The sequence below is a fragment of the Streptosporangium sp. NPDC049078 genome (assembly GCF_040648855.1).
GTDB lineage: Bacteria > Actinomycetota > Actinomycetes > Streptosporangiales > Streptosporangiaceae > Streptosporangium.
Map to the genome: position 1 here is coordinate 375,890 of NZ_JBEZEL010000006.1, position 20,540 is coordinate 396,429.

Below are 20,540 nucleotides of genomic sequence, written 5' to 3' on the forward strand. Positions count from 1 at the left end.
CCGTGTCGGTCTGTGTTCCGGCGGGCGTGACAGGGGCCGCGTCGGCGTCCGAGTCAGGCCCCGGGGCAGCGGTCATCAGCGGCCCCAGCGCAGGGCGGAGGTCTCGACGGGGGCGTCCCAGAGCCGGGTGAGCTCCTCGTTCAACCGGCAGACCGTGATCGAGAATCCCTGCATGTCGAGGCTCGTCACGTAGTTGCCGACCAGGTTGCGCGCCGCCCGTGCCCCCTTTTCCGCGAGGTGTTCCACGACGGCCGCGTAGGCGATGTACAGCTCGATCAGCGGCGTGCCGCCCATGCCGTTCACCATGACGAGAGTGTCGCCGGAGATCGGCAGGTCCTCGTGGATCGCGTCCATCGCGAGGTGGACCAGCTCGCGGGCCGGGCGCATGGCCGAGCGCGTCCTGCCGGGCTCGCCGTGGATACCGATGCCCAGCTCGATCTCGGTGTCGGAGAGGTCGAAGGTGGGCCTGCCCGCCGCGGGCGTGGTGCAGGGGCTCAGCGCGACCCCGAAGGAACGGCTGCGGGCGTTGACCTCCCTCGCCACCCGCGCGACCTCAGGCAGCGGCGCGCCGGTCTCGGCGAGCGCCCCGGCGATCTTCTCGACGAACAGGGTGGCGCCGGTGCCCCTGCGCCCCGCCGTGTAGAGGGAGTCGCGTACGGCCACGTCGTCGTCGACCAGCACGCTCTCCACCCGCACCCCCTCCTCGCCGCTCAGCTCGGCCGCCATCCGGAAGTTCAGCACGTCGCCCGTGTAGTTCTTCACGATGTGCAGGACTCCCGCCCCGCCGTCCACCGCCGTGGTGGCCTCGATCATCTGGTCGGGTACGGGAGAGGTGAAGATCTCACCGGCGCAGGCCGCGTCGAGCATGCCGTACCCCACGAATCCGGCGTGCAGTGGTTCGTGCCCCGAACCGCCGCCGGACACCAGGCCCACCTTGCCGGGGCGGGGCCCCGAGGCCCGGAACACGATCTGGTTGTCCACGTCCACCCGGAGCCCGGGATGGGCCGCCGCGAGGCCGCGCAGCGCATCGGGAACGACTGACTCGACATCGTTGATGAGCTTTTTCACAACTCCCAACCTCGCCTTGTTCGCAGGCGATGGCAAGCACCGGCCGTGGAGGCCCGCTCCCGCCCGGGCTTGAATCCCGAAGCGGCGAGCAGACCGGTACGCATCCCGGAGGTCCGGCGCGCGCGTACGCGAAGCTGGCGGTCCGAGGTGGCGGTGTAGGAGGATCTGCCCAGATCTCATCCCTGCTGGAGGCGTCATGTCGGTGTTGCGGAACCTGGTGGAGAGCATCCGGAGCGGCGGGATCGAGGTGATCGACCTGACGGCGCCGCTGTCGTCGGAGACGCCGATCCTGAGGCTGCCGGAGCCGTTCGGCAACACGGTCCCGTTCACGCTCAAGGAGATCAGCCACTACGACGATCGCGGCCCCGCGTGGTACTGGAACGACATCGTGACCGGCGAGCACACCGGCACCCATTTCGACGCGCCTGTTCACTGGGTCACCGGCAAGGACGGCGAGGACGTCTCGCGGGTGCCGGTCGAGCGGCTGATCGCCCCGGCCGTGGTGCTCGACTTCGCCGCGGAGGCGGCCGAGGATCCCGACTTCCTGCTGGAGATCGCGCACGTCAAGGCGTGGGAGCAGGTCAACGGGCCGCTGCCCGAGGGAGGATGGCTGCTCTACCGCACCGGCTGGGACGCCCACTCCCATGACCAGGAGCGCTTCCTGAACGCGAACGAGACGGGCCCGCACACGCCCGGTGTCTCGGTCGAGTGCGCCCGGTGGCTGGCCGAGGAGACCTCGATCGCCGGGCTGGGCGTGGAGACCGTGGGCACCGACGCGGGCGCCGCGCACGGCTTCGACCCCGCCTTCCCATGTCACTCGTTCCTGTTGGGCGCGGGGAAGTACGGGCTGACCCAGCTGCGCAACCTCGACCGGCTCCCGGTGACCGGCGCCGTGGTCGTCGCGCCGCCGCTGCCCATCGTCGGAGGCTCGGGCAGCCCGCTGCGCGTGCTGGCCCTGGTCGAGAGGTGAACGTCGCCGAGGTCGTGGGACGGACCCTCGCCTCACTCGGGGTGGACACCGCCTTCGGGGTGGTGGGCAGCGGCAACTTCCACGTGACCAACGCGCTGGTCGCGCACGGCGTGCGTTACGTCGCCGCGCGCCACGAGGGCGGTGCGGCGACCATGGCCGACGCCTACGCCCGCCTCAGCGGCGGGGTCGCCGTGCTCAGCGTCCACCAGGGGCCGGGACTCACCAACGCGATGACCGGTATCGCCGAGGCCGCCAAGAGCCGCACCCCGCTCGTCGTGCTGGCCGGAGAGGTGAGCGAGACCCGCTCGAACTTCTTCGTCGACCAGACCGCGCTGGCGGAGGCCGTGGGTGCCGTACCGCTGCGGGTCGGGTCGGCGGAGACCGCCGCCGCCGACACGGCCGAGGCGTTCCGCACCGCTCGCGACGGGCGTCGTACGGTCCTGCTCAACCTTCCGCTGCAGGTCCAGGGGCTGACCGTCCCCGCCGCGGGCGCGCAGGTCGCGGCGGCCCTCGCGGACGGCACGGACATCGAGGCAGGGGGAGCCGAGCGGATCGTCCCGACGGGGGCAGAAGAGAGGGTTCGGTCGCCGGAGGTCGGGGAGGTCGTTCGATCACCGGAGGCAGGGGAGGGCACCCCGGCACCGGAGCCGGGGGCCGAGGAGGTCGCCCGGCTGGTGGAGATCCTCGCGGCGGCGCGCCGTCCCGTCTTCGTGGCGGGGCGGGGCGCACGCGGGGCCCGGCGCGAGATCGAGGAGCTCGCCGAGCGGGCCGGGGCACTGCTCGCCACCTCCGCCGTGGCGAGGGGACTGTTCAGGGGAAGTCCGTGGGACCTGGACGTGAGCGGTGGCTTCGCCTCGCCGCTCACGACCGAGCTCATCCGCGACGCCGACGTGCTCGTGGGCTGGGGCTGCGCGCTCAACATGTGGACCATGCGCCACGGCACGCTGATCGGCCGCGACACCACCGTCGTCCAGGTCGACCTGGACGACGCCGCGCTCGGCGCCCACCGGCCCGTCCATCTCGGGGTGGTCGGCGACGTCGCCCGCACCGCGCGCGCCGCCGACCGCCTGCTCGGTGAGAGCGTCCCGGACGGTGACGGAGCCGGTTACCGCTCGGCGGAGCTGGCCGCGCGGATCGCGAGGGAGAACCGCTGGCGGGACGTGCCCTACGTCGACGAGAGCGGCGACGGCAGGATCGACCCACGGACGCTCACCATCGAGCTGGACGACCTGCTTCCCGAGGAACGCGTCGTCTCCATCGACTCCGGAAATTTCATGGGATATCCGTCGATGTTCCTCGATGTCCCTGACGAGCGAGGGTTCTGCTTCACGCAGGCGTTCCAGTCGATCGGACTCGGCCTCGCCACCGCGATCGGCGCGGCCCTCGCCCAGCCCGACCGGCTCCCGGTGGCCGCGCTGGGCGACGGGGGCGCCCTGATGGGCGTCGCCGAGTTGGAGACGGTCGTACGGCTCGGCCTTCCGATGGTGATCGTCGTGTACGACGACGACGGTTACGGCGCGGAGGTGCACCACTTCGGCCCGGACGGGCACCCCCTGGACACCGTGACCTTCCCGCCCGCCGACATCGCCGCCGTCGCCAGGGGGTTCGGCTGCGAGGCGGTGACCGTACGGGACCGGGCCGATCTCACCGCGGTGGCCCGGTGGCTGGAGGGGGCCCGCGACCGGCCCCTGATGATCCACGCTCGGGTCAGCCGGGTACGGGGGGCGTGGTGGCTGGAGGAGGCGTTCCGGGGGCACTGAGGTTCCCGCCCGCACGAGCGCGCCCGGGGAGGACGTGGAGGTCGGGGGGAGGGGGTGGCTGAGGTACGGTTCAGCCATGGCTGAGATCGTGTACCCCCCGGTCATCGGGGCGGCGTTGACCTTGTTCCGCGCGCTGGACCTCAAGATCAGCGTTGAGGGCGCCGACCGCATCCCGAAGACCGGCGGAGCCGTGCTGGTCAGCAATCACATCAGCTACCTCGACTTCATCTTCGCCGGCTGGGCCGCGCGGCCCGCCGGGCGCCTGGTGCGTTTCATGGCGAAGAAGGAGGTCTTCGACCACCGGATCTCGGGGCCGCTGATGCGCGGCATGCACCACATCCCGGTCGACCGCGCGGCCGGGGCCGCCGCGTTCGGCGCGGCGCTGAAGGCGCTCAGGGGCGGCGAGGTCGTCGGCGTGTTCGCCGAGGCCACGATCAGCAGGTCCTTCACGGTCAAGGAGATCAAGAACGGTGCGGTCCGGATGGCCGTCGCCGCCAAGGTGCCGATGATCCCGGTCTCCCTGTGGGGCACCCAGCGGCTGTGGACCAAGGGCCACCCCAGGAAACTGCTCCAGCGGCACGTGCCGATCACGATCCGGGTCGGCGAGCCCATGCATCCCCAGCGCGGCGACGACTACGACAAGGTCACCGCCGACCTGCGCGAGCGCATGTCCGAGATGCTCGATGCGGCGCAGCGGAGCTACCCGGAGATCCCGCAGGGCGTCTGGTGGCAGCCACGCCACCTCGGCGGCACCGCGCCCACTCCCGAGGAGGCCGCGAAGCTGGACGCCGCCGAGGCCGAGGCCAAGGCGAACAGGGCCATCTCCTGAGGCCCTCGATCGAGGGCCTCATCGTGAGGATCGCCCCCAAGTCACCAACAGGTGGTTCGCAAGTGGCGCGCCTCATCCTGTCCTCATGAGTAACGCCTTCGAGGACGTGGCGAACGCCTTCCAGCCGGTTCCGACCCCCGGCCCTGGCAGAACACCGGGGAAGATCGGCATGACCATCCTGCTGATCCTCTGGACGGGCCTGGGGGTGCTGCCCTTCGTGTTCGCGGTGCCCGGCCTCAAGCTCGCGACGGGTTCTGTCGGCGTTCCCGGCACGCTCACGGTCGTCTCGTGCGAGGAACTGGGCCGGGGCCGTTACGACTGCAAGGGCAGCTTCGCGCCCGACGGCGGCGGAGACGCCGTCCCGGTCGACGCCTCACCCGACTCCACCGCGGGAGACGTCAGGCGCGCCCAGCTCACCCCCGAGGGCGACCGTGCCGTCCGGACCGGCACCTCGGGCGTCCTCGCCGCGCTGACCATGCCGTTTCTCGGCGTCGGCGTGCTGGGCTTCCTGCCGTACGTGTTCCTCTACGTTCTCAAGGCGCGTCGCGGCAGGCGCGCCGCGGTGGTCCTCGGCTGCGTCCTCACGCTCGTCTCCCTCGCCGGTCTCGTCGTCGGCATGGTCGCCGCCTACTCCTGAACCGTCCTCGCCGAGACGCGTCCCGGTTCACGCGCTTCGCGATGATCAGAGAAGGGCACGCGAGACGGCTCGAGGCACGTTTGCAGGCCCTGAGGGAAATTTGTTGTAATTCGCGAAATGTGGCGGTGAGCTGGCGAAAGTTTCGGTTTCGACGGCCCGTCGCCCGTTTCGTCGGCATGGCTGCTCCGGAAGCGGGAAGTCTTCCCCGCGCCCCTCGATGGAGGACCACGACCGGGCGGTGGTCCTCGGTCTCGGCGGCGGGCGTGAGAGCACCCCTTCGACTTCGACGCCCCCGCTGGTTCCGGATCAAACCAGATGGAGGACAAGGTGACGCTAACAAATCCCGACAGGCCCAACGCGGTGTCGTCGAGCGGACCGGACGGACCACCACGGCGCATCCCCCGCCCGATGGTCATCGCCACCGCCGTCGTGCTGGTGGCGTCGGGCGGCGTCGGGGCCTCCCCGGCGTCAGCGGCATCGCCGCCGCCCGCACCGACGGAATCACCGACGCCGACCCCCGGCGTGACGGTGAGCGAGACACCCCCGCTGAGCCCGACACCGATTCCCCCGCCCTCGGCCGAGACACCGACGCCGACCCCCACCCCCACCACCACGACGCCGCCCCGGGTGCCCCCGGTGGCGTTCCCCGGCACGCTGCACGGCGAGTTCGTCCTACCGGCGAAGGACGGCTGCGGCTTCACCGTGTTCGCCCAGACCGGCGAGGCGACCGCTCTGGCGGAAGACTCGATCACCGTCAAGAGCCAGGACGGCTTCGAGCGGGTGTACACGATCGCCGACACCACCAAGTCCCTCTCGGGACGACGGGACAACGTGCTCAGGCAGGGCGACTGGGTCTCGGTGACCGCGACGACCTCCGGCGAGACGGCGACGGCCGCCTACGTCTTCGGCCTGACGCGGCCTCACAAGAAGTTCTGGCGCGGTGGCGGCTGGTGGTCCATCAACGAGTGGCGGCCGGGCAGCAGGTGGCACAAGCCCGCCATCTGCCCCACGCCGCCGGTCGCGACCCCCACGCCGCCCGTGGAAACCCCGCTGCCTCCCACCCCGCCTCCCACGGATACCCCGTTCCCGCCGACGGAGTCTCCGCTGCCTCCCACCGAGACCCCGCCGCCCACGGAGGAGCCGCCGCCCGCCCCCACTCCAGAGCCGACCCCCACCGTGACGGAGGGAACCCCGACCCCGACCCCGACCCCCACTCCCTGAGCGAGCAGGAAACGGGCGCGGCCGCCACGCGGCCCTGACCCGCGTGGCCGCGCCGTGGAACCGGGGCCGTCCGTCACGACGTGACGGCCCCGGTTCCGGTGACAGGCGGCTCAGAACGGTGATGCCCGGGTCTCCGACCGGAGACCCGGGCATCACCGCTGGGCGGCGAAGTCGTGCACATGCTTCCGATGCTGGCGTGTTCCGATCCCCCGGGTTACACTTATTGCAGATATTCCTTGAGTTGGAGGTGGACATGCCTCGCACCGGTGTTCTGGCTGGCGCGACACGCGTTGAGGCAGGTGGCGGTGACCGCGAACTCCTTGCCCGTCTGGAGACGACCGCGGCCGCGGCGAAGGCGTCACTGGTGCTGCGAGGACCCGACGGTACCGACATCGAGTTGCCCAGATCATTGGTGAACCTGCTGGTGGCGGCGGCGCACGACCTCGCGAAGGGGAATGCCGTTCTGGCGCTGCCGGTGGAGACCCGGCTGACTCCGAACGAGGCCGCAGAGCTGTTGGGGCTGTCACGTCCCTTCGTCGTACGGCTGCTCGACGAGGGCGAGATCCCCTCGCAACGTCTGCCGGACAGCCGTCATCGTCTGGTGCGCCTCGCGGATGTCCTGGAGTTCCAGGCTCGTCGCGAGCGGCGCGCGGAAGGCCGTCGCAGGATCATGGATGTCGCCGAAGAGGCTGATCTGCCTTATTGACCGCCCTGGGAGTGCGCCGATGGTGCGCGTCTTCGTTGACACCAATGTGTTGTTCCCGTTCTCGCTGATGGACCTGATGCTGGCCCTGACCGAGGACGCGGTGCATACCGTCATCTGGAGTGATCACCTGCTGGAGGAATGGGAGCGCGTCATCGTGCGCGAGCAGCACCGCTCCGCAGCAGCGGCGGCTCGCATCAGTGCGGCGATTCGGGAGTTCTTCGCCGACACCCGTGTGCCCGAGGATGACTACAAGCACCTGCTGGATCGGTTGGTCGGTCCTGACTTCGATGATTGTCACCACATGGCGGCCGCTATCGCCGGCCGCGCCCAGACTTTGGTCACCTGGAATCTCACCGATTTTCCTGCCGTGACCTTGAGCCCCTACGGGTTGACCGTCACCGATCCTGACACTTATCTGTGCTCGCTGCTGGCGCAGAGCCCTCGCGAGGTGGTGGCGGCCTTGGTCCGGATGGCGGTGGGTAAGCGGCGCCCGCCCATGACAGGAGTGGACATCACTCATGCGCTGGAGCGCGCCGGGGTGCCCGTGTTCGCCAGGAGGGCGCGCAACCGCCTGCTCGCCGTACCCGAAGAGTTTTGATTCCGCCGGTGGCGATGTGACGGTGGACGAAGCCGACCATTGTTTCCATGGTCGGCTATGGAAATATCGCAACCTCGGCCGGTGAGATGCCCATAGGTCCGGAGTCCCGCGAGGCCCTGCGAGCCCGTTCGTCGCCGTGCTGCCCCGAGCCTGGGGGACCTTCTTGAGATCGGCCCGTTGTTATGGACGGTAGGCGTCTCGGCGGTGTTTGATCGTCTGGATCGTCACAGTGCGCTTGTCCTCGTCGATGCGGTAGACCACGCGATACGTTCCACGTCGGGCGACATGCAGCCCTTCGTACGGCTCTTGGAGAGGTTTGCCGACGCGCCAGGGCTCGCGTGCGATGGCGCCGGTGATCAATTCCCAGGCTGCGGACGCCACGGTCTCGGGCAGGCCCGAGGCGAGTGCGCGGCGGGCAGGCGGATCCAGCAGGACGGTGTATCGGTCGCTCACGCGCTCGCCTTGCCAAGGCGGGCGGCCATGACGGCGGCCATCTCCTCCTCGGTGGTCACGTCGCCACGCGCCTCGGCGGCAGCGGCCTCGACCAGGTCGGCCCGCATTTCAGGGTCAGCGAGGATCTCCAGCGTCTCCTGCAGGGACTCCCACTCGGCCACGGACACGATGACGGCGTGGGGCCGCCCGTTCCGGGTGAGCGTGAAGTGATCGTGCTCGCGAGCGGCCCGGTCGGCCAGCTCGGTCAGCCGGTCCTTCGCTTCGCTGATCGGGATGATCTCCATGGAGTCCATGGTATCTCTTTGGCTGGAATGCTGGCCAAAATCCGGGCCATCTTTCGTGCGGTTGGGTAGCGGTGGTCGACCGGGTGGAGTCCCCGGTGCGGAGGCGGTGGATGGAGGGTTCGCGGAAATATGGGGGCATTGCCCCCATATCGTGGTTCAGGGTGGTCGTCATACTTGACGGCTGTGAACTCCGCGAGCCCGTTCGTCGCCGTGCCGCCCCGAGCCCGGACGGCGGCACGTCCCTCCGATCGGGCCACCGCCTCCGACGCGGCTCGCCTCGCCGCTCCCGGCGTGGAGCGTCCCGTCGCCGGAGCAGGCGCGCCGGAGGCCGTTGTGGACATGTCCGGCGTTCCGGCGGGCCGGGAGGTGACTCTGTCGGACGCGGTACTCCCGTTCGTCCGGCGGGCGGTGGAGCGGCTGGCCGCCGGCACGGCACGACTGGAGGGCGGGGTCTGGGGCGCCTCGGTCGGGGAACGGTTCGCGAAGGATCTGACGGCCCGGCTCACGCGGGTCGCCTCCCGGGTCCTGGTGTTCGAGCTGAACGCGCGGAGGACGAGGGGAGAGCTGTCAGGAGACACGCCTACCGAGCGGTTCGCCGATTTCGTGGGCCGGGTGAGCGGCGAAAAAGGGCTCGCCGAGTTGCTTGAGGAGTATCCCGTCCTCGCCCGGTTGCTGCGCCAGGCCGCCGACCAGGAGGTGGAGGCGGGGCTGGAACTTCTGACGCGCTTCGCGGCGGATCGTGAGCACCTGAGGGAACTGCTGGGAAGTGACCCCGGGAGCCCGGTGGAGTTCTCCGCCGTCGGCGACAGCCATCTCGGGGGACGCGCCGTCACCGTGGTGACCCTGGCCGGCGGCGCGAAGGTCGTCTACCGGCCGCGACCGGTCCAGGCATACCTGCACTTCGCCGAGGTGCTCGACTGGCTCAACGAACGGGTCCCCGGTCTCGGCCTGCGCGTTCCGCGCGCGGTGCGGCGGGAGGGCTACGGCTGGGTCGAGTTCGTGCCGGCCGAGCCGTGCGCTGACGCGGCCGAGGTGGAGCGGTTCTACACGCGCGCCGGTGCGCTGCTCGCCCTGCTGTACGCGTTGAACGCCATCGACGTGCACTACGAGAACCTCGTCGCCTGCGCGGACCGGCCGGTGCTGGTCGACGTCGAGACACTGTTCCACGCGGCGCTGCCCGCGGAGGCGTCCGCCGACCCGGCGCTGCACGCCCTGCGGGACTCCGTCCAGCGCACCGCGCTGCTGCCGAAGATGATGGTCGGCGAGCAGGGCGCGCTGGACGTCTCCGGCCTGGGCGGGGACAAGGGCGGGGTGTACCCGTTCCTGTCCCCCCGGTGGGAGGAGGAGGGGACGGACACGATGCGGCTGGTGCGCGGTGTCACCCGTTTCGCCGGAGCGGTCAATCGTCCCACCCTGAACGGGGTGGACGCCGACCCCGCCGACCACCTGCCGAATCTGCTGGCCGGTTTCCGGCGTGCCTACGACGCCGTCGCGGCGGGACGCGACGAACTGCTGCGCGGGCCGCTGGCGAGGTTCGGCCAGGCCGAGGTCCGCGTGCTGCTCCGGCCCACCCGCTTCTACGGCGAGCTGCTGATCGAGTCGACGCATCCGGACGTGATGCGGTCCGACGCCGACAGGGACGAGATGTTCGACCTGCTGGACGCCGTGTCGGTCGGCGACCCCGCGCGGTCGGCGGCGGTGCCGTTCGAGCGGGCCGACCTGTGGGCGGGGGACATCCCGTACTTCAGCACGTCCCCCGGCGAGCGGGAGATTCGCGATGGCGGGGGCAGGGCGCTGCCGTGGTGTTCGCGGGAGAGCGGGCTGGACGTCGTGGCCGCCAAGCTGGCCCGGCTGGGCGCCGCCGACCGGGAGAACCAGGAATGGATCATCGAGGCGTCGATGGCGACCCGGGTCGCGGGCGGGCGGCATGATCCCGGCGAGCCGTCCGAGACGCCGTTGCCGGCCACGGTGCCCCATCGCGCGGCGCTCGTGGCCGCCGCGCGGGGCATCGCGGATCGCCTGTGCGCGACCGCGCACCGCGAAGGCCGTACCGTCAACTGGCTGGGCCTGGAGCCGGTGGAGGACGGCCGGTGGACGATCATGCCGTTGGGCGCCGGGTTGTCCAGCGGGTACCTCGGCGTCGCGCTGTTCCTGGCACAGGCGAGTCGCGTCACCGGAATCTCCCGCTACATGGACTTCGCCTGGATGGCGGTTCGACCTCTGCCGCGGCTGCTGGAGCGGATCGCCGGGAACGAGGCTCTGCTGCGAGCCGTGGGCTGCGGGGGATTCGGCGGTCTCGGCGGCATCGCGTACGGCCTGTCACAGCTCGGGGTCCTGCTCGGCGACGCCGAGGTGGCGAGCTGGGTGGAGCCCGCGGTGGAGGCGGCCGGCGCGGCGGTCGTCGACGAGTCGCCGCTGGACGTCCACGACGGCCTGGCCGGGTGCCTGGCCGCGATGCTCGCCGTCCGGCACAGCACGGGAACGGCCGGGGCCGGCCGGGTGGCGGCCGGGTGCGCGGAACGCCTGGCGGCCGCGGCGCCCTCTGTGGCGGATCTGCCGCCGGGGTTCGCCTTCGGCGCCGCGGGCGTGGGGTGGGCGCTCGCCAGGCAGGGGCAGAGTGTGGACGGCGCTCGTCTGCTCGTCCATGCCGCCGCGCGGGCGGCGGCAGCGGAGGACACCTGGTGCCACGGCCGGGCGGGAGTGCGCCTGGCCCTGTCCGACGCCGCCCTCCCCGGCGATCCGGCGGCGTTCCCGATCTCCGACGTCCCGCTGGGGGGACACGGTCTGTGTCACGGCGAGGCGGGACGTCTGGAGACGCTGAGCGCCCTCGCCCGGCGGGGCGACCCCGTGGCACAGCGGTCACTGCACCGCCACGCCGGCAGGCTGCTGGCCTCGCTGGACACCTACGGAGCGCGGTGCGGTACTCCCCGCCACGCGCCGACCCCCGGTCTGCTGGACGGCCTGGCCGGCATCGGCCACGGTCTGCTCAGGCTGGCCCTTCCCGAGATGACACCGTCGGTGCTGCTGTTGCGGCCCACTGATGAAGGAGAGATCCATGGACCCTGAGAAGGACGCTGAGAACCGTTCGACCACCGAGGAGCCGGCCGCGTCGTGGCAGGAGCGGCTGGGCACGCCGGCCGGATCGATCATGATCAGACTGGCCGGTGTGTCCCCGGTGACCCGTGCGCTCGTGCTGGCCGGCCTGACGGCGGGGACGACGATCGCGTTCGGCTCGCCGGACACCGCGGCGCACGCGGTGATGGCCGTGAGCGGGGACGACACCGTCATTCCCGTTTCCCTGAGTGCTCGCTAAAAGGCATTTTTGGTGACATGGCGGCAGTTAACCTGTCGTCATGTCATATACCTCCCCCATTTTGGTCGGACGCGAAAGGGAAGTCGAGCAACTCGACCGGCGCCTCGCCGCCGCGCGAGACGGCCGGGGTGGCGCGGTTTTCCTGCTCGGCGATCCCGGAATAGGAAAGTCCCGCCTTTCTGCGGAATGCGCGTACCAGGCGTTCGACACAGGGATGATCGCGTTGCGGGGACGGGGCGGGGGCATCAGCGCGGACATCCCGTTCAAACCGCTGTGCGAGGCGCTGCTCTCCTACACCAGGACCAAGGAGCCGCCGGACGATCCGGCCCTGGTGCCCTACCTGCCGGCGCTCACCAAGCTGGTCCCGGAGTGGCGCCGGGCGGGGGGAACCGACCATCTGGAGTCGGTGATGGTGCTGGCGGAGGCGGTCCTGCGGCTGCTCGCCGTCATCGGGCGAGACGGTGGCTGCCTGCTCGTCCTGGAGGACCTGCACGACGCGGACGCCGACACACTCGCCGTCGTCGAGTACCTGGCCGACAACCTCGCCGGGGTGCCCGCCTTCCTGCTGGCCAACCTGCGCAGCCACGCGGGACCGGCACGGTCCGTCGCCGAGGCCTGCGCCCAGCGGCGGACCGCGACCCTCGTCGAGCTCGCGCCCCTGCCGCCGGAGCAACTCGCCCGGCTCACCGCCGCCTGCCTGGAGGCCTCGCCCGACGACCTGCCCCGGCAGCTTCTCACCCGGCTGGAACGTGATACGGCGGGCGTCCCGTTCGTCGTCGAGGAACTGCTCGCCGCCATGGTGAACGTCGGCGCCCTGGAGCGCGACGGGCGGCGGTGGCGGCTGAACGGCGACCCCGCGATCGACGTGCCGACCACGCTGGTGCGCAGCATCATGCTGCGCGCCGCCCAGCTGAGCTCCTCCGCCCGGGAGTCGCTGCACATGGCGGCGGTCTTCGGCTCCCGCTTCCCGATTCCGATGATCCAGGAGGCCACCGGCCTGGCCGACCGCGAGGTGATGGAGTTCCTGCGCGCGGGTACGGGGGCGCGGCTCATCACGCCGGACGACTCCGCCGGCGACTGGTACGCCTTCCGTCACGCGCTGATGGCCGAAGCCCTGCGCTCCTCGCTCATCCCCGCCGAGCGGGTGTCGATCGCGCGCCGCGCCGCCGACGCGCTGGAGCGGCTGTACCCCGGGCTGCCCGGCGAGTGGTGCCAGATCGCGGCCACCCTGCGCCTGACCGCCGGGGACACCCTGGGCGCGGCCGGCCTGCTCGCCGGCGCCGGCCGCCGCCTGCTGGACGACGGTGCCGCCGACCTCGCCGTCACGCTGCTCGAACGCGCCTACGCCCTGCTCGGATCCGCCCCCGCCGACCTGCGGGCGCGCGTCCTGCAGGGGTTGCTGCACGCGCTGACCGAGAGCGGGCAGGCCGACCGCGCCTTCGCCCTCGCCAAGGACCTCCCGATCAGCGGCGACCTGGCGATGACCATCCCGCACGAGATGGACCTGCGCACCAAACTGGCCTGGGTCGCCGCCGAGATCGGCGGGACCGCCGACGGACTGGCGCACGTCGCGGCGCTCCGCAGGCTCCTCCAGATCAACCCGGACGAGGCCCGTACGGCGGCCGTCGACGTGATCGAGGCCCAGCTCATCGTCCCCGACCACGGGGTCCTCCAGCAGAGCCCGCAGCGGATGGCCGCGGCCGAGGCCCTCGTACGGCGAGCCGTGGAGGTCGCCGAACGCGTCCCGCTCCCCGAGGTGGCCTGCCAGGCGTGGGAGCGGATGGCGATGTTCTCCAGGGCCCGTGGGTTCGACGAGCCCGACCGGTGCCTGACGCGGGTGGTGTCCATCGCCGACGCCCACGGCCTGAAGCTGTGGAAGCTGCGGGCGATGTTGCGCCTGGCCGTGAACCACGCCCTGCGCACCGGCGAGCGGGAGCCGCTGGAGGAGGTCGGCAGGGCGGCGGCACAGGCGGGCGCGATCAGTCTGGTCCACTCCACCCAGGCGTCCCTGGTCATGACGGGCGTGCTGCGCGGCGAGTACGGTGAGGCCCACGGGCTCGCCGTCCCGTGCGTCGAGTCCACCATCCGGCTCGGCCACACCGCCTACACCCAGTACCTCCTGCTCGCCCAGGCCACGCTCGCGGCCCACCAGGCCAAACGCGCGGAAATGGAGGGCGTGCTGGAGCGGTTCCGCGAGTGGGGCGGTGAGAGCAGCCTGCACATGCCGGTGGTCTACGGCCTGTGCCAGGCGATGTGCGCGCTCCTTGAGGAGGACCGCGACCTCTGCGGCGAGATGCTGATCAGGGCCCGGGAGTGGGAGGACGACAACCCCACCATCTACTACCTCACCGGCAGGTACGGACTCCGCGTGCTCATGGACGTACTCGCCGACCGGGCGGGCGCCACCGAATGCGACGCCGCGGAGAGCACCTCGGCCGCCGAACTGGCCTGGAACCGCACCTTCCTCCACCTGGCCAGGTCCGTGCTGTCGGGCCGCCAGGGCGACCCCGAGGGGGCGCTCGCCGCGTTCGGCAGGGCCGCCGAGGCCGCCCGGCCCTTTCCCCTCGCCCACCACCTGGGGCTCCGGCTGGTCGCCGAGGCCGCCCTGGCGGACGGCTGGGGCGAGCCGCTGGTCTGGCTGCGCACCGCCGAGGAGTACTTCCACCAGGCGGGCGTCCCCGCGGTCACCGGGGCCTGCCGGGCGATGCTGCGCGGAGCCGGCGCGGCCGTGGCGCAGCGCCGCACCGGACGTGAACAGGTGCCGAGCGGGCTGCGCGCCCAGGGCGTCAGCGTGCGGGAGTATCAGGTGCTCACCCTGCTCGCCGAACGGCGTGGCAACGTCGACATCGGCAAGCGGCTGTTCATCTCGCCGCGCACCGTGGAGAAGCACGTCGCGAGCCTGCTGCAGAAAACGGGCCTGCCCGACCGGGCCGCCGTGTACGAGCACGCGGCCGAGTTGCTGCGCCCCACCTGACGCCTCCTCAGGTGGCCCCGTACGAGCGCGCGCGAACGCCGCCGCCGCTCCAGCTGACGTCCTCTCAAGCGCCCGGTCCGAGCCCGCGCGAATGCCGATGCGCCCCACCTGATGTGACCGGTGCCCCCATCACCCCCGGCGGGCCCGCGCGAATATGGGGGCGGCTCCCGCATGTGGCCGACGCCGCGCGTCGGCAGAGTGCCAGCCATGAGCGGAGACGGAATCACCCTGGGGGCGGCGCCCGAGCTCGGCGCGGCATGGTGGGCCGGCGGACTGACGCTGGCCGAGCGGCTGGACCGGACCGGCGGAGACATCCCCGCCGGCCGGTCGCCGGAGTCGGCCGGCGAGACCGCGCGCTGGCGGCTACGGGAGTGGCGGAACGCTCACGGGCTGCTGGAGAGCGGACAGTTCGACCGGCGGCTGGCCGCGGCCGGGCTCACCGTCGACGAGCTGACCTCGCTGCTGGACGAGGAGCCCGCCGTGCTGGCCGGCCGTGTCGCCCGCCCGGACTGGGCCGTACAGGCCGAGGAGGCGATCGCCGCGGCGCCTGCCGAGTCCGGCGCCCGCGCGGACGGGATACCCGTCGACGAGGGATTCGCGGCGATCATGACGCCGTTCGCCGAAGGCGCGCTGCGGCGCCTGGGTGACGCGCTGAACGCGTGCGGCCCCGCCGTTCGGGCGGACGCCCTGCTCGCGGCCTGGGGCGTCGAGCTCCGGCAGCGGCTCGCGGCGCTCGCGTCACGGACGCTGGTTCTGGAGCTCAACGTCATGCGCGTCTCGCGGCGGCTTGAGGGGGCGACGCCCGAGGAACGGTTCGCGGACTTCGTCCGATGGTTCGGGCGTCATCCCGAGGCGCTCGCCGCGCTGTGCGAGGAGTACCCGGTGCTGGCCAGGCTGCTCGCCCAGACGGCAGACCGGTTCGCGGCCGGCCGGGGCGAGATGCTCGCCCGCTACACCGAGGACCGTCCCGACATCGTGCGGACGCTGCTGGGCGGCGTCGATCCCGGCCCGCTGACGGCGATCGAGGGTGGCGGCGACACCCACCAGGGCGGCCGCGCGGTGAGTGTCCTGACCTTCGAAACGGGTGCGCAGGTGGTCTACAAGCCGCGCCCGCAGGCCGTTCACCGGCACTTCAACGACGCCCTGGCCTGGCTCAACGAGCGCGTCGCGGGCTTGGACCTCATCCGCCTGGCCGTGCTGGACCGCGGCCCGTACGGCTGGGTGGAGTTCGCGCCCCACCTGCCGTGCCAGGACCGCCGGGAGGTCGCCCGTTACTACCACCGGCTCGGGGCGCTGCTCGCGATGCTGCACGCTCTCGACGGCGCCGATTTCCACTGCGAGAACCTGATCGCCTGCGGCGACCAGCCCGTGCTGGTCGACCTGGAGGCCCTGCTGCACCCGCTGGTGCCCGGGGCGGGGATCGAGCGCCTCATGGCGGACCCCGCGGCGCTCGCCCTGGAGTCGTCGGTGAGCCGCAGCGGTCTGCTGCCCGAGCTGATGGTGGGCGAGAACGGCGTGATCGACCTGTCCGGCATGGGCGGCGACAAGGACGTCATGCTGCCGATGAAGACGCCGACCTGGACCGGACAGGGCACCGACGAGATGCGGCTGGTCCGCGAACACCTGGTCTTTCCCGGCGTGCGCAACCGCCCGCGCCTGGGCGAGGACGCGGCCGACCCCGCCGACCACCTCGACGACCTGCTGGCCGGGTTCGGCCGCGGCTACGAGGCCATCGTGGCCGACGCCCCCGCACTGGTCCGGCTGATGACCACGTTCTCCGACGACGAGGTTCGCGTCGTCCCGCGGGCGACCCGCACGTACGCCAAGCTGATGATGGAGTCCACCCACCCGGACGTGCTCCGCCACGGCCTCGACCGTGACCGCGTGCTCGACCACCTGTGGGCGATCACCCGCGGCGACCGCACCCGCGAGCGGTTGATCGCCTATGAGGCGGAGGACCTCTGGGCAGGCGACATCCCGATCTTCACCACCCGGCCGGGCAGCCGCGACCTGTGGACCTCGGGCGGTGTCCGCATCCCGGACATCCTGCCCGAGGCCAGCCTGAGCCGCGCCGTCCGCAAGGTTCTCGGCATGGGGCCTGTCGATCGCGCCCGCCAGGAGTGGGTCATCCGGGCCGCCATGGTCACCCGGGACCGCTCCGGGCTCGCCGCCCTCGCCGTCGGCACGACGTCCTCCGTCTCCGCCTTCGCCCCCCTCTCCGCCGACAGGCCGGACGAGGCCCGGCTGATCGCCGCCGCCCGGGACGTCGCCGACCTCGTCGACCGCCACACCTGTGCCTCGGAACCCGGCGGTCGCGTCAACTGGCTCGGGCTGGAGCTGGTCGAGGAGAAGTACTGGATGCCGCGGCCGCTGAGCTGGGACCTGTACGGCGGCTACACCGGCGTGGCACTGTTCTTGGCGCAGTGCGCCGCCGTCACCGGTGAGGAACGGTACGCCGACCTGGCGCGACGCGCGGCCCTCCCTCTCGCGGGGCTGGCCGAGGACCCGCCGGAGGAAGGCGTCATGGGCGCCTTCACCGGCCTCGGCGGAGTCGCGTACACCCTGGTCCACCTGGCCGCCCTGCTGGACGACACGGGGCTGGCGCGGCCGGTCGAGGACCTGGTGGAGCTGTGCGCGAAGGCGGCCGCCCAAGACGAGGCACTGGACGTCATCGTCGGTGCCGCGGGGACCCTGGCCACGATGCTCGCGATCCACCGGGCCACCGGGTCACCCGCGGCCTGGCGCGCCGCGGAGGCGTGCGCCGAACGCCTGCTGGACACCGCGGCCCCCGTCGGAGCCGGAGTGGCCTGGCACACGCCCATGAGCGACGACCGGCCGCTGACCGGCTTCTCCCACGGGGCCGGCGGCATCGGCTGGGCGCTGCGCCGCTACGCCGAGGCGGGCGGCGACCCGCGCGCCCGTGACACCGCCCTGGCCGCCTTCGCCTACGAGAGCGAGCACTACCGGCCGGACCTGCGGGGCTGGCCCGACTACCGGCAGGGACAGGGCGGCGACGACATGCTCCACGCCTGGTGCCACGGAGCACCCGGCATCGGCCTGTCGCGCGTCGGCGGCCCGGCGTCCGAGCACCTCGACCGCGCCCTTGACGGTGACCTTGAGGGTGACCTCGGCCGCGCGCTCGCCGCCGAACTGGAGCGCGGGCCGATGGCCAACCACAGCCTCTGCCACGGCGAGCTGGGCAACCTCGAACTGCTCATCCAGCTGCGCCACCGGCCGGAGGCGGCCGAGCTGCTGACGGCACGCACGGCCCACCTCCTCGACGACCTGGCCCGCCGCGGCCCCCGCTGGGGCGCGCCCGGCGCCGCCCCCACCCCCGGCCTGATGAACGGGCTGGCCGGCATCGGCTACGGCCTGCTCAGGCTCGCCCGGCCCGAGCACGTCCCGTCCGTGCTTCTGCTCGACGCGCCCATCGGAGGTGAGCGCCGATGAGCAGGGTCCCGCTGCGACACCAGCTCACCTCCACCGAATGCGCCGCGGCCTGCCTGGCCATGATCGCCAGCTTCCACGGCAGGGACACCCGGGTCGCCGAATGCCGGGAAATGCTCGGTATCGGACGCGACGGCGTGTCCGCCGCCCACCTGATCGCCGCCGCCCCCCGCATGGGCCTGACCGCGCGGACCGAGCGGATGAAGAGCCTCGGTCCCATCGACCGGCCGGCCATCGCCTACCTCGCCGACCACCACTTCGTCGTCGTGGAACAGGTCGGCGCGCGGCGCGTCCGTCTGGCCGACCCGGGCGGTGGACGCCAGTGGCAGAGCAGGAAGGACTTCGACCGGCGCTTCGGCGGCGTGCTGATCCACCTCTCGCCCGGCCCCGAGTTCGTCCGGCGGCGCACTCCCATGCGGGAGTGGCTGATGCTCCGCTACCTGCGGGACTTCGTGGCGATGCCGGGCAGCCGGAGCCTGCTCGCCGCCGTGCTGGCCTGCGCGACCGTGCTGAAGCTGCTGGCCCTGGTGCTGCCGCTCGCCACCCAGCAGGTCGTCGACACCTTCGCCCCCGACCAGCGGACGGACATCCTGCCGCTCTTCGCCGGGGTGGTGCTCGGCACCACCGTCCTGGCCGGGCTGACGACCCTGCTGAGGGAGATGGCGGTGCTCACCCTGCGCGTCCGCGCCGAGGCGACGCTGGGACGGCAGCTCATCCGCCACATGCTGCGGCTGCCGCTGTCGTTCTTCATCCAGCGCCGCAGGGGAGACCTGCTCGCCCGGCTCGGCAGCGTCTCCACCACCCGGGAGACCGTCACGCAACGGCTGCTGATACTCGTGCTGGACGCCGCGCTCCTGGTGGGCTACCTGATCGGCCTGGCCGTCCTCGCCCCCGGCTACGTGCCCGTCGTCCTCACCCTGGGCGCCGCCCACGTGCTGCTGGTGCTACGGGTCTCCCCGCGGGTCGCGGCCGTCTACCAGCGGGAGCTGTCGGCGAAGGCCGAGGAGCAGAGCTATCTCACCGAGACCCTGGAGGCCGTGGTCCCGGTCAAGGCGAACGGCGTCGAGGGACGGGCGGAGCAGCACTGGGTGCGGCTGTTCGAGACGTATCGCGGTGCCCTGGTTGTCCGCGGCCGGATCACCGCCGGTCTGGAGGCCTTCCATCAGGCCCTCACCGTCGCCGCCCCGCTGCTCCTGCTGCTGACCGGGCTCGCGCTCGTACTGAACGGTGGCATGACGATCGGCACCGCACTCGCCGCCAGCACCGTCGCCCTCGCCGTGCTCGCCCCCCTTCAGGGACTGGCCAGCGCGGGCCAGAGCTACCCGATGCTGCGCAGCCAGATCGAGCGGGTCTACGACATCGTCGACGCGGACGAGGAGGCCACCGGCCCCGTGCGTCTTCCCGAGAACACCGCCGGCGGCATCGAGGTCGAGGAGCTGGTCTTCCACTATCAGGCGGACGCCCCGCCGGTGCTCAAGGACCTCACCTTCACCGTCCCGCCCGGCGCCAAGCTCGGCATCGTCGGCCGCACCGGCTCCGGCAAGAGCACCATCGCCCTGCTGGTCCTCGGCCTGCTGCGTCCCAGCGCCGGTACGGTGCGCCACGACGGGCACGAACTGGACGAGCTCGACGTCCACGACCTGCGCTCCCGCTGCGGGGCCGTGCTGCAGGACCTCAACCTCTTCAACGGCACGATCATGGACAACCTCACCCTCGGACGGGAGGACGCCACCGAGGAGGAGGTGGTGCGCGCCGCCCGCATCGCCGGACTGCACGACGACGTGGAGGCCATGCCCATGGGGTACGGCACCCTCGTCGGAGAGGCCGGCGCCGCGCTGTCGGCCGGGCAGCGCCAACGGGTCGCCCTGGCCCGCGCCCTCGTCCACAAGCCTCGCCTGCTCATCCTGGACGAGGCCACCAGTCACCTCGACCCCGAGACAGAACGCCGCGTTGACGCGGCGCTGTCCCGGCTCGAGGTCACGCGGATCGTCATCTCGCACCGCCTGAGCGCGATCCGCGACGCCCACAAGATCCTCGTGCTCGACCGCGGTCGCATCGTCGAGCGGGGCACGCACGAGGACCTCATCGCACGAGAGGGGACCTACCGAGAGCTGTTCGCGCACGACGCGGCGCCCCGGCAGCGAGCGGGGGCACTGAACGCGTGAGGCGCGCCGGGTCCCGCCGACGCGCCCCATGGACCGATTCCGAACCACGAAATCTCAATCCAGAAGGAGAGTACGTCATGTCCGAGAACGAGCTGATCCGTCAGTGGAAGAACCA

The 20,540-nt window shown here is 72.0% G+C and carries 15 protein-coding genes; 12 read left to right on the top strand and 3 right to left on the bottom strand.

Annotated features, from left to right (window positions below; genetic code table 11):
* Positions 1 to 75: 75 nt before the first annotated feature.
* Positions 76 to 1,068 (bottom strand): dihydroxyacetone kinase subunit DhaK, encoded by a 993-nt coding sequence (gene dhaK / locus AB0B90_RS12755; RefSeq protein ID WP_350948262.1) that lies wholly within the window; start codon positions 1,066 to 1,068, stop codon positions 76 to 78.
* 196 nt (positions 1,069 to 1,264) lie between these two features.
* Here dhaK and AB0B90_RS12760 point away from each other — a divergent pair, with 196 nt between their 5' ends.
* The 7 genes from AB0B90_RS12760 to AB0B90_RS12790 all read left to right on the top strand — a co-directional run bounded on the left by AB0B90_RS12760 (position 1,265) and on the right by AB0B90_RS12790 (position 7,789).
* Positions 1,265 to 2,038 carry a cyclase family protein gene (locus AB0B90_RS12760; RefSeq protein WP_350948263.1) on the top strand — a complete coding sequence of 258 codons (774 nt, stop codon included), beginning with the start codon at positions 1,265 to 1,267 and terminating at the stop codon, positions 2,036 to 2,038.
* Complete coding sequence (locus AB0B90_RS12765) at positions 2,035 to 3,798, top strand: thiamine pyrophosphate-binding protein (RefSeq protein WP_362922487.1); 1,764 nt, start codon at positions 2,035 to 2,037, stop codon at positions 3,796 to 3,798. The genes AB0B90_RS12760 and AB0B90_RS12765 overlap by 4 nt, the downstream gene beginning before the upstream one ends.
* Before the next feature lie 76 nt (positions 3,799 to 3,874).
* Positions 3,875 to 4,627, top strand: a complete 753-nt coding sequence (locus tag AB0B90_RS12770) for a lysophospholipid acyltransferase family protein (protein ID WP_350948265.1) — start codon at positions 3,875 to 3,877, stop codon at positions 4,625 to 4,627.
* A gap of 85 nt (positions 4,628 to 4,712) precedes the next feature.
* Positions 4,713 to 5,264, top strand: a complete 552-nt coding sequence (locus AB0B90_RS12775) for a hypothetical protein (RefSeq protein WP_350948266.1) — start codon at positions 4,713 to 4,715, stop codon at positions 5,262 to 5,264.
* A gap of 327 nt (positions 5,265 to 5,591) precedes the next feature.
* Positions 5,592 to 6,485, top strand: coding sequence for a hypothetical protein (locus AB0B90_RS12780; protein WP_350948267.1), 894 nt, complete (start codon positions 5,592 to 5,594; stop codon positions 6,483 to 6,485).
* 247 nt (positions 6,486 to 6,732) lie between these two features.
* Entirely contained in the window at positions 6,733 to 7,191 is a 459-nt protein-coding gene (locus AB0B90_RS12785; RefSeq protein WP_350948289.1) for a helix-turn-helix domain-containing protein, read from the top strand.
* A gap of 19 nt (positions 7,192 to 7,210) precedes the next feature.
* On the top strand, positions 7,211 to 7,789 hold the full coding sequence (locus AB0B90_RS12790) for a PIN domain-containing protein (RefSeq protein ID WP_350948268.1): 579 nt from the start codon (positions 7,211 to 7,213) through the stop codon (positions 7,787 to 7,789).
* 180 nt (positions 7,790 to 7,969) lie between these two features.
* Here the strand turns inward: AB0B90_RS12790 and AB0B90_RS12795 are convergent, their stop codons facing one another.
* Together AB0B90_RS12795 and AB0B90_RS12800 are read right to left on the bottom strand one after the other, a co-directional pair.
* Positions 7,970 to 8,242, bottom strand: coding sequence for a type II toxin-antitoxin system RelE/ParE family toxin (locus tag AB0B90_RS12795; RefSeq protein ID WP_350948269.1), 273 nt, complete (start codon positions 8,240 to 8,242; stop codon positions 7,970 to 7,972).
* Entirely contained in the window at positions 8,239 to 8,526 is a 288-nt protein-coding gene (locus AB0B90_RS12800; protein ID WP_350948270.1) for a type II toxin-antitoxin system Phd/YefM family antitoxin, read from the bottom strand. Before AB0B90_RS12800 ends, AB0B90_RS12795 begins: the two co-directional genes overlap by 4 nt.
* Before the next feature lie 183 nt (positions 8,527 to 8,709).
* Between AB0B90_RS12800 and lanM the strand changes: the two genes are divergently transcribed.
* From lanM to AB0B90_RS12825, 5 genes are all read left to right on the top strand, one after another.
* Positions 8,710 to 11,592: a type 2 lanthipeptide synthetase LanM gene (lanM, locus tag AB0B90_RS12805; RefSeq protein ID WP_362922491.1), complete on the top strand. Its 2,883-nt coding sequence runs from the start codon at positions 8,710 to 8,712 to the stop codon at positions 11,590 to 11,592.
* Complete coding sequence (locus AB0B90_RS12810; protein ID WP_350948272.1) at positions 11,582 to 11,839, top strand: hypothetical protein; 258 nt, start codon at positions 11,582 to 11,584, stop codon at positions 11,837 to 11,839. The genes lanM and AB0B90_RS12810 overlap by 11 nt, the downstream gene beginning before the upstream one ends.
* A 40-nt stretch (positions 11,840 to 11,879) precedes the next feature.
* Positions 11,880 to 14,813 carry an AAA family ATPase gene (locus AB0B90_RS12815; protein WP_362922494.1) on the top strand — a complete coding sequence of 978 codons (2,934 nt, stop codon included), beginning with the start codon at positions 11,880 to 11,882 and terminating at the stop codon, positions 14,811 to 14,813.
* A 207-nt stretch (positions 14,814 to 15,020) separates the two neighbouring features.
* Positions 15,021 to 18,263, top strand: a complete 3,243-nt coding sequence (locus AB0B90_RS12820) for a type 2 lanthipeptide synthetase LanM family protein (protein WP_362922497.1) — start codon at positions 15,021 to 15,023, stop codon at positions 18,261 to 18,263.
* Complete coding sequence (locus tag AB0B90_RS12825) at positions 18,260 to 20,425, top strand: peptidase domain-containing ABC transporter (RefSeq protein ID WP_350948275.1); 2,166 nt, start codon at positions 18,260 to 18,262, stop codon at positions 20,423 to 20,425. Before AB0B90_RS12820 ends, AB0B90_RS12825 begins: the two co-directional genes overlap by 4 nt.
* Positions 20,426 to 20,540: the final 115 nt, after the last annotated feature.

What these genes read in the sequence shown, in the direction of transcription:
- AB0B90_RS12760 (WP_350948263.1), top strand. Translation starts at nt 1,265, where the DNA reads ATGTCGGTGTTGCGGAACCTGGTGGAGAGCATCCGGAGCGGCGGGATC.
- AB0B90_RS12770 (WP_350948265.1), top strand. Translation starts at nt 3,875, where the DNA reads ATGGCTGAGATCGTGTACCCCCCGGTCATCGGGGCGGCGTTGACCTTG.
- AB0B90_RS12775 (WP_350948266.1), top strand. Translation starts at nt 4,713, where the DNA reads ATGAGTAACGCCTTCGAGGACGTGGCGAACGCCTTCCAGCCGGTTCCG.
- AB0B90_RS12790 (WP_350948268.1), top strand. Translation starts at nt 7,211, where the DNA reads ATGGTGCGCGTCTTCGTTGACACCAATGTGTTGTTCCCGTTCTCGCTG.
- AB0B90_RS12800 (WP_350948270.1), bottom strand. Translation starts at nt 8,526, where the DNA reads ATGGAGATCATCCCGATCAGCGAAGCGAAGGACCGGCTGACCGAGCTG.
- AB0B90_RS12810 (WP_350948272.1), top strand. Translation starts at nt 11,582, where the DNA reads ATGGACCCTGAGAAGGACGCTGAGAACCGTTCGACCACCGAGGAGCCG.
- AB0B90_RS12815 (WP_362922494.1), top strand. Translation starts at nt 11,880, where the DNA reads ATGTCATATACCTCCCCCATTTTGGTCGGACGCGAAAGGGAAGTCGAG.
- AB0B90_RS12820 (WP_362922497.1), top strand. Translation starts at nt 15,021, where the DNA reads ATGAGCGGAGACGGAATCACCCTGGGGGCGGCGCCCGAGCTCGGCGCG.
- AB0B90_RS12825 (WP_350948275.1), top strand. Translation starts at nt 18,260, where the DNA reads ATGAGCAGGGTCCCGCTGCGACACCAGCTCACCTCCACCGAATGCGCC.